The following is a 9291-nucleotide window of genomic DNA, read 5'->3' on the forward strand; positions in this document are numbered from 1 at the left end:
TTGAGAACACTGTCTATTTTTTGCGGGATTATGTTAAAATAACGCTTTTTTTGAGTACAAAGAAATTGGAGGTAACAGAAGTGAAAGGTATGTTTTGCAAGAGAGTTATTGCAATAGTAACAGTGCTTACAATATTTTGTAGCATGGTCGTTACAATTGGAAGAGCAGCAGCGGAAACAGTTCCTGCTATAGACGTTGAAGCAGGATCAGCAATTTTAATAGAAGCAAATTCCGGAAAAATTTTATATGAAAAAAATGCAGATGAATCATTGGCAATTGCTAGTATGACAAAAATGATGAGCGAATACTTAGTTCATGAAGCGGTGGATAAAGGAAAACTTAAATGGGATCAAAAAGTTAAAATCTCTGAATATGCACATAAGATTTCGCAAGATCGTTCACTATCAAATGTTCCATTAGAAAATGGTGGCTCTTATACGGTAAAAGAGTTATATGAGGCAATGGCAATTTACTCTGCAAATGGTGCAACAATTGCTTTAGTTGAACAGATTGCTGGTAAAGAGGTCAATTTTGTAAAAATGATGAACGATAAGTCAAAAGAGTTTGGTATGAAAGATTATAAGTTTGTAAACTCTACCGGCTTAACAAATCAAGATTTAAAAGGATATCATCTAGAAGGGACAACTCTAGACGAGAAAAATAAAATGTCTGCAAGGGATTGTGCAATTTTAGCACAACGTCTTATTCAAGATTTCCCCAAAATATTAAATACAGCAAAAATTCCTAAAAAAACATTCCAAGAGGGTGGTAAATATCCAATTGATATGGCGAACTTTAATTGGATGTTAAAAGGTTTAATTAAGCAATATGAAGGTGTAGATGGTTTGAAAACAGGAACGACTCCAGAAGCGGGAGATTGTTTCACTGGTACAGTAGAAAGAAATGGTATGCGCCTAATTTCTGTAGTGATAAAAGCAAAATCTCATACGGCACGTTTTGATGAAACAAAGAAATTATACGATTATGGATTTGCGAATTTTGAAGTGAAGAATGTCTACGGAAAAGATTCAGTAATAAAAGGACATGAAACAGTTCGAGTGGCAAATGCAAAAGACAAAGATGTAGTAGTTCAAACGAAGCAAGCTGTTTCACTTCCAATGCCGAAGGGCAATAAAGACATTTATAAAAAAGAATTTAAAGTATCGAATACGGAACAAGAAGCGCCTATTAAAGAGGGAGTAACTATTAGTAAAATGATTATCTCTCCTAAAGATAATACAGATTCTGGTTTCTTATCAGGTAAATCATTACAAATAGACCTTGTAACAAAATCTGATGTGGAACAAGCAAATTGGCTTACACGTTTTATACGTAAAACAGGATCTTTTTTTAGTGGTATGTGGGATAGTGCGATTGATATAGTAAAAAGCTAATTTTATAGGATACAACTAAATATTAGTTTGAAACAAAAGGTTTCAAAGCACTATAGATTCTTATGTGGATAGCTTGGAATGTCAGGGTGTAATTTTTTCTTCTCACTTTGTGCATTGCAATGACAAGACTTTTTTCTATAGTTTCGTATCATTTAATCGAAAAGAAATCAACTGGGCAAAACAAAGAACAACAATTTTTTTGAAAAAAGTATAATTTCTAGATAGATTTTATTTCTTTAGTAAATATATGAATATGACCGATTCCTAAGTATACTTAGGAATCGGTCAATTTTAGATTCTAAATGTAAATATAGTAAAGTGGAATATAATTGAAATCGAAAACCACTTAGAAATAACAATTACGGTGTGAGCTATTGTATAGTATAGATATGGTTAACAATAAAGGGGGAATACATATGTGGAAGCGATTTGTAGCAATTGGCGATAGTTTTACAGAGGGGATAGGGGATGAAGTTGAGGGAATTGCATTAAAAAGCTGGGTAGATCATTTTGTTCAACTGTGTGAAAATGATATAGAATATGCCAATTTTGCAAAGCGTGGGTTAGTAACTAAAGAAATTCGATTGCAGCAATTGGAAAAGGCGCTAACTTTTAATCCAGATTTGGTTAGTCTCATTGCAGGGGCAAACGATGTTTTAAAAGGACGTTGGAATCATGATGCATATAAGAACGATATGGAATTTATGATAGATACATTAAGTAAAGCAGGGGCTGATATTATTATAGCAAACCTTCCAGATTTTACAGTTAGGCTTCCTTTTGCTTCTGAAAAAAAACAAGTAATAAAAGAACAATTATTAGAGGCAAATGAAGTTATACATTCACTGAGCAGAGAGTATAAGCTTCATCATGTTGATTTTTGGAATCATCATTTAGTTAATGACAATACGCTTTGGTCTAAGGATTTAATTCATCCAAACTCAAAAGGATATGTAAAAGTTGCTGAATTAATTTTTAGTAGTTTGCCTGTACAGAAGACAAAATAATAGTTTGCAATGTAACGAATATGATATTAAGTGTATGAAGCTATGTTTTTTAGTAAATGGAAAGAACTAAACATTTAGCAAACAAAGCGTTTCTACGATATATTTCTACAGTAGTGCACAAATACAGAATCACAAAGAAAGATCACTTATGGAAGTAGGTGGTCTTTAAATGTTTTTATAACTAAATTAGTATATACTGTATTACTAACAGTTTCGTACTACATAAAAATTAAGTTCTCTTATAGAAAAACTAATTTTATATTATCTTAAAATATAATAAAACGTTCAAAACATATTTTGGGTATGTATCCTAATTGTTAATGATGTGTAATTTTTTTGAAGTATAAATATCCAATAAATAAAATAGGTAGTAGGTGCAGAAGTATTAATACTATATTATTCAATTCTTGTTAGGAGTACATTAGTGATTGGTAATATTATATTTTTATTATCAACTTTAGTTATTGGAATTAATTTGCATAGAAAATATGTAGGATAAGAAAAAAATATACTTTATTGTATATTTTTTTTGTTTAGTAGGATTTACGGTCTCTTTAAACTATTATGTTAATAAAATTAAAAAACTTAATTCTTGATACACTTATGGTTAAAGCTATCTATAAAATGAAAATATAAATAAATAATAGTTTGTTATGATTTGTGGATTTGGTTTTTTATCCGAATTTTCTGATTCAAATATTTCAACTTTATGAATATAGTAGGTGAAATATTTGTGTGATAGTATTTGAGATAGAAAAAAGCCAACTTTAAAAAGGATGTGAATTGAATGTGTAAACGACTGTAAAGGGTTATATTAAGGCAACGTTTAGCTGTTATTAGTGTAAGGTAAAGATATATTTTGTAACAGTTGATATAAAAATGAAGAAATAGGTACGCTTTCGTTTGTCTGACTATTTTAAATATATGAAAAACAAGACTGGTTTGAGTTTTGACGAAGTTAAATTCTAGGTGAGATGTCAATAATGATTAATTAAGTTTAATAAAGAGGTACCTTATACGCAAAAGCGTTTATATTAGTAACCTAAGGAGCTTGCTTTTATGAAAACTACTGATTCAAAAGGCCTATTAGGAAATAGGGTTTATTTACAGGTTTTCTCTGCCTATTCATTGCTTATGCTTGGTGTTTTTATTGATATGTTAGCGATTATGACTATAGTTGGGTTTGAATGGGAAGTAGATCCTACTATGATTGGATTGATTCCTGTTGCATATGCACTTCCTGGAATTATTTTTGGCTCATGGGCAGGTGTTATTGCAGATCGTTTTAGAAAAATTCCAATTATGATGTTCTGTAATCTAATGGTTGGTCTAATAACAATTGCTCTTTTATTTGTACAAGATATCCACTGGCTCTTAGTAGCATTAATGATTCGTTCCATTTTTATTGTTTTCTATTATCCTGCACAGCAAACACTAACAAGACAGATTGTATCCCCGGACTTGCTTACTAAAGCAGTAAGTATCAACGGAATAGTAGAGCAGGGTACAAAGATAGTAGGCCCACTTATAGGGGGCATGTTGCTGAGCTGGTTTCAACCAGAGTTCTGCCTCATTATAAGAGCTATAAGTTGTTTATTAGCTACCTTAGTTCTCATACCCACAATAAAATTTAAAGAAACTATATCGAAAGAATTTGTTGAAAAGCAAAAACAAAGTACTTGGACCGCTTGGGTACAAGGGTGGGGTTATGTGTTATCTAATCGGATAATATTATCAACCATGATTTTCGTTACAATAGCCATGGCAGTATTACAATTAGTAGACTCACAATTCCCAACTTTATTTAAGAGCTTATTCCCACATGATAAAAGTAAAATGGGATATATCATTTCTATTATTGGTCTTGGCGGAATACTTGGTGCATTACTAACTCAGAAATTAAAACAATTTCAATATGGCTGGGTAGTATGTGGAGGTATGGTTTTAATGGGAATTGGTTTTGGGGGGATTGGTTTGATAACGCCCGGTACGGTCTTCGTTTTAGCCTATTTAATTAGTTTTATCGCTGGTATCGGAAGTGGGCTGATGCTTGTATCTAATCAAGTCATTTTACAAATAGAATCCGATCAAGATCAAGTAGGAAGAGTATTTGGTATACAAAGCAGTTTAACAAACGCAGTTCTAATTATTTCTCCTGCTATGAGTGGTCCATTAGTGCATTTATTTGGAGTAACTCAACTCTATGTTTATGGAGGGGTTGGGCTTGTTATTATTGGAGTAATTGGAGTTTCACTGCAGAAATATTTATGGGCTAAACATAAACACGAACCTATAAGAGCAAATAATTTTTGAAGGGAAGATTTTTATGACCAATGAGGAATGTTATCCATTAAGCCATCCGCAGCGAAGAATATGGTATACAGAAGTTATTCATTCTGATAAAGGAATATGTAATTTAAGATTTTTATTTAAACTTCATCGGAAAATGAATTATTCAAAATTAAACCAAGTTGTGAATCGCGTTATCAGCGAAAATGACGGTCTGTGCATTAGGTTAAAAGAAAATGGGCATCAGGAACCGAAACAATATTTTACTAAACATGAAGAACAAGAATTTGAGTTTTTTGATTTCAGTAATGTGGAGAATACAAATTTGCTTGAGGAATGGATTGAGCAGAAAACAAAAGAAACGTTTACATTATTTAATTCGAATTTATACTATTTCGCTTTAATAAAATTAAACGATAATGAATGTGCAGTCTTTGGAAATGTTCATCATATTATTATGGATGGTTTATCAATTCAAATATTTACTGAGCAGATTGCAAAATATTATTATGACATGCATAACGAGAATGAAGAAGGCGAAATTAAAAATTCATATGTTCAATTTCTGACCAATGAACAAACATACTTGAATAGTAGTCGCTTTCAAAAAGATCAAAAATTCTGGTTAGAGGAATTTAAAACACTGCCATCTGCGACTGGATTGAAGCCTTATAATACGTACCAAGTTAGTACCAAAGCATCACGTGAGACGTTTATATTAACGGAGCATTTGAAGAGAAAGACAGAAAAATTTTCTGAAGATTACAAATTTAGTTTATACACCCTTTTTGTTGCTGCTTTCTCGTTGTCCATGTATCGGTGGACCTCATCGCTTAATATTGGTTTAGGAATGGCTTACGGCAACCGTATGACTAAAATGGAACGAAAATTGATTGGAATGATGGTGAGTACAGTTCCTTTAAGAATGGATATTGATCCAGAAGAAGAAGTACTTTCATTTATTAGTAGGGTGTCCAGAAAACAAAGTAAATCATTAAGACATCAGAAATATCCATTTGATTTGTTATTAAAGCGGATTAATAAAGAGAATAACAGTAATGTGAGACTTTTCGGAACTACGATTGATTATAGGGATCGTGATGAAAGTGGTGACTCACTATGGATTCCAAACCGTGAAGAAGTACAAGATTTTGCAGTGCATATTGAAAATCTAATTGATATAGACTCTTTACATGTACATATTGATTATCGTGAGGAGCTATTTTCTAAGGAAGAGATAAAACAGTTTTTTAACGTGATGTTAGCGATAATGGAAAACACTTTTGAAAACCCAAAGCAGAAGGTGGCTGAAATAGAAATCATTTCTGAGGAAGATAAAAGAAAAAGTTTAGTTGAGTTCAACAATCCTAAACTGGATGTCCCGCCTCAAGTAACTATTCATGAAATGTTCGAACGGCAAGCGATGATTTATCCAAATGCTATTGCAGTTACGTATGAAAAAGAAAAAATTACTTATAAGGAGCTTAATGAACGTGCAAACCAGTTAGCTCATTATCTGCAGAAAAAAGGAGTAGGACCTGATACTTTAGTTGGACTGTGCGTTGAACGTTCCCACGAGATGATTGTAGGTATTTTAGGGATTTTGAAGGCTGGTGGGGCTTATGTCCCACTTGATCCAACATATCCAGAGCAACGACTTCAATATATTTTAGAAGATGCTAGCATTCAGTTATTCGTAACGCAAGAAAGTTTAAAAGAATTGAACTGGTTACCAGAAAATGTTGAGTCGATTTGCCTGGATCGTGATCAAGATGAGATGGGGAAAGAAAGTAAGACTTTGCCGGTTTCTAGTGTCGGTCCCCAAAATCTGGCATATGTAATCTATACTTCGGGATCAACGGGAAATCCAAAGGGCGTTATGATAGAGCATCACAATGTCATTCGGTTATTTAAATCGACGGATTGTTGGTATCAGTTTAATGAAAAAGATACTTGGACGCTTTTTCATTCTTATGCATTTGATTTCTCAGTATGGGAAATTTGGGGAGCATTATTATATGGTGGAAAATTAGTTGTTGTTCCGTACTGGATTAGTCGATCACCTAAGGATTTTTATCAATTATTGGTGGAGGAAGAAGTCACAGTTCTAAATCAGACACCTTCCGCATTTCGACAATTAATACGAGTGTGTGAACAAGAAGATAAGAATAAAAATTTGCAGCTGCGTTATGTCATATTTGGCGGAGAAGCGTTAGAACCTACTAGCTTGTTACCGTGGTTTAAAAGGTATGGGGAGAAAAATCCACAGTTAATTAATATGTATGGAATTACAGAAACTACAGTTCATGTTACATATTATCCAATTACTCTAGATGATGTGCAGCATGCTTCAAGAAGTAATATTGGAAAGCGGATTCCCGATTTAGAAGTGTATATACTAGACGCTTATCAACAACCTGTTCCTATAGGTGTCGATGGTGAACTTTATATTGGCGGGGCAGGGCTTGCACGTGGGTATTTAAATAGACCTGAATTAACAGCAGAGCGTTTTATATCTCATCCATTTAGTAGTGATCTGAAAGCAAGATTATACCGGACAGGAGACTTAGCGAGGTATTTGCCAGATGGGAATCTAGATTATCGTGGAAGAATTGATCATCAGGTTAAAATACGTGGTTTCCGAATTGAGATTGGGGAAATTGAGTCTACTTTACATACATATGCATATGTAAAAGAGGCAGTTGTAATTGTAAGAGAAGATCAGCCAGGCGATAAACGATTAGTAGCATATGTTGTAGGAGATGGAGATGGAAATGTAGATGCGTGGAGAGAGTATCTTAAAGCGAAACTACCAAGTTATATGGTTCCTTCGGGATTTGTGGCGATGGAAGCTATTCCACTTACAGCTAACGGTAAAGTTGATCGTGAGGCCTTACCTATGCCGGAGGAAACGCAGATTAATAGTGAATGTGTTGGCCCTCGGAATAGTAACGAACAGATACTAACTACCATTTGGAAGAGAGTATTAGGTGTTAAAAAGGTGGGAATCTATGATAATTTCTTTGAAATTGGTGGCGACTCGATTCTCAGTATTCAAATCATATCTCAAGCAAGTCAAGTGGGGTTAAAACTTACTCCAAAGCAAATGTTTGAATGCCCAACTATCGCTGAGCTGGCACAAGTGGCTATAGAAACGCAGGGAGTACAAGCGGAGCAGGGAATTGTGATAGGTGATGTGCCTCTTACTCCAATTCAGTGCTGGTTCTTCGAGCAAGAACATCCACATACAGAGCATTGGAATCAATCAATGCTTTTAAGAGTAAAAGAAAGATTGAATGTGAAATTACTAGAGGGAGCGATATTAAATTTACTGAAACATCATGATGCTTTACGTTTCCGGTACGAACAGTTACCAAACGGAACGTGGAGGCAGAGAAATGAAGGGACTGATGAGCTGTCAGTACTCCATGTTGTAAAACGTAATCAAGTTAATGAAAAAGAGTGGAATAAAATAATACAAGAAGAGATGAACATTAATCAAGCTAGTTTCAATTTAGTTAATGGTCCGTTAATGAGAGTAGTGTACTTTGAAGATAACTTGACTAGAAATGATCGAATATTCTGGGTGATTCATCATTTAGTAGTAGATGGAGTGTCATGGAGGATTCTATTGGAAGATTTACAGGTGGTATATAACCAGATGAAACAAGGTCAAGAAGTTCGCTTACCTGCGAAAAGTACATCTTTTAAAGAGTGGTCTGAACGACTCCAGACATACAGTGATTCGGGTATTTCAAAAGAAGTAAAGGATTATTGGAATGAACAAGTAGAAAAAGAAACGATGAAAATTCCAATGGACTATCCAATACAAGAAACGACAGAAGAATCGATTGATCAAGTGACGAGGACTTTAGGAATAGAAGAAACACAAACATTGTTACACGAAGTTCTAGTCACTCATAAGACAAGGATTGATGAGGTACTATTAACGGCATTAGGACAAGCTATCGTCGATTGTACAAATCAGCAAACCGTTTCTATTCATCTAGAAGGACACGGAAGAGAAGAGATGATTGAAGGTATTGATTCATCAAGGACAGTGGGCTGGTTCACGAGTATTTATCCCGTTCATCTCAATTTTCAAGGAACTCAAACACCTATTGAAGGGTTAAAGGCTGTCAAAGAACAATTACGTCGAATTCCAAATCGCGGAGTTGACTATGGTATTTTACGTTACTTGAATAAAGGATTACTTCCGTTTTATCAGCAAAAGCCTTCAATAAGCTTTAACTATTTGGGCCAATTTGATCAGGTGTTTTCAAGGGACTCTTTGTTTATGCAAGAGACAGGATTTACATTTTTAGATCATGCTCCAGATTCCAAACCATCTCATCTAATTGAAGTTATCGGAATGGTGAAAGATGAAAAGTTACATTTTATTTGGATGTATAGTAGGGAACAGTTTTCTAAATTAAAAATTCAAGTGATAGCAGATGGTATGTTAAGGCATCTCCGTCAACTTATAAATAAACCAACAACAGAGTCTGCTTTTACGGTATCAGATTTTGCTGATGCAGAGGATCTTACGGAAGAAAGCTTAAGCAAAGTATTACTTAAATTAACAAAGAAGAGGGTGTAAA

Annotated in this window: 4 protein-coding genes and 1 pseudogene; all 5 read left to right on the top strand. The window is 34.0% G+C overall.

Translation table 11 applies throughout. The features are described from left to right. Nucleotides 1-80: 80 nt before the first annotated feature. A complete protein-coding gene (locus NST90_RS12080) occupies nucleotides 81-1394 on the top strand; it encodes a D-alanyl-D-alanine carboxypeptidase family protein (RefSeq protein ID WP_098376342.1) in 1314 nt (437 codons plus the stop codon). Nucleotides 1395-1486: 92 nt separating this feature from the next. Beyond that, nucleotides 1487-1608 (top strand): annotated as a pseudogene (locus tag NST90_RS12085) (acyltransferase); the annotation flags it as partial. A gap of 202 nt (nucleotides 1609-1810) precedes the next feature. Further along, a complete protein-coding gene (locus tag NST90_RS12090) occupies nucleotides 1811-2401 on the top strand; it encodes an SGNH/GDSL hydrolase family protein (RefSeq protein ID WP_025709612.1) in 591 nt (196 codons plus the stop codon). 1059 nt (nucleotides 2402-3460) lie between these two features. Then, nucleotides 3461-4714 (top strand): MFS transporter, encoded by a 1254-nt coding sequence (locus NST90_RS12095; RefSeq protein ID WP_025709611.1) that lies wholly within the window; start codon nucleotides 3461-3463, stop codon nucleotides 4712-4714. Nucleotides 4715-4727: 13 nt separating this feature from the next. Then, a complete protein-coding gene (locus NST90_RS12100; protein ID WP_046392696.1) occupies nucleotides 4728-9290 on the top strand; it encodes a non-ribosomal peptide synthetase in 4563 nt (1520 codons plus the stop codon). Nucleotide 9291: the final 1 nt, after the last annotated feature.

The organism is Bacillus sp. FSL E2-8900 (assembly GCF_037966225.1).
Classification (GTDB): Bacteria; Bacillota; Bacilli; order Bacillales; family Bacillaceae_G; genus Bacillus_A; species Bacillus_A cereus.

Bases quoted from the DNA above. Each gene is read 5' to 3' on its own strand.
- NST90_RS12090 (WP_025709612.1), top strand. From the start codon at position 1,811: ATGTGGAAGCGATTTGTAGCAATTGGCGATAGTTTTACAGAGGGGATA.
- NST90_RS12095 (WP_025709611.1), top strand. From the start codon at position 3,461: ATGAAAACTACTGATTCAAAAGGCCTATTAGGAAATAGGGTTTATTTA.
- NST90_RS12100 (WP_046392696.1), top strand. From the start codon at position 4,728: ATGACCAATGAGGAATGTTATCCATTAAGCCATCCGCAGCGAAGAATA.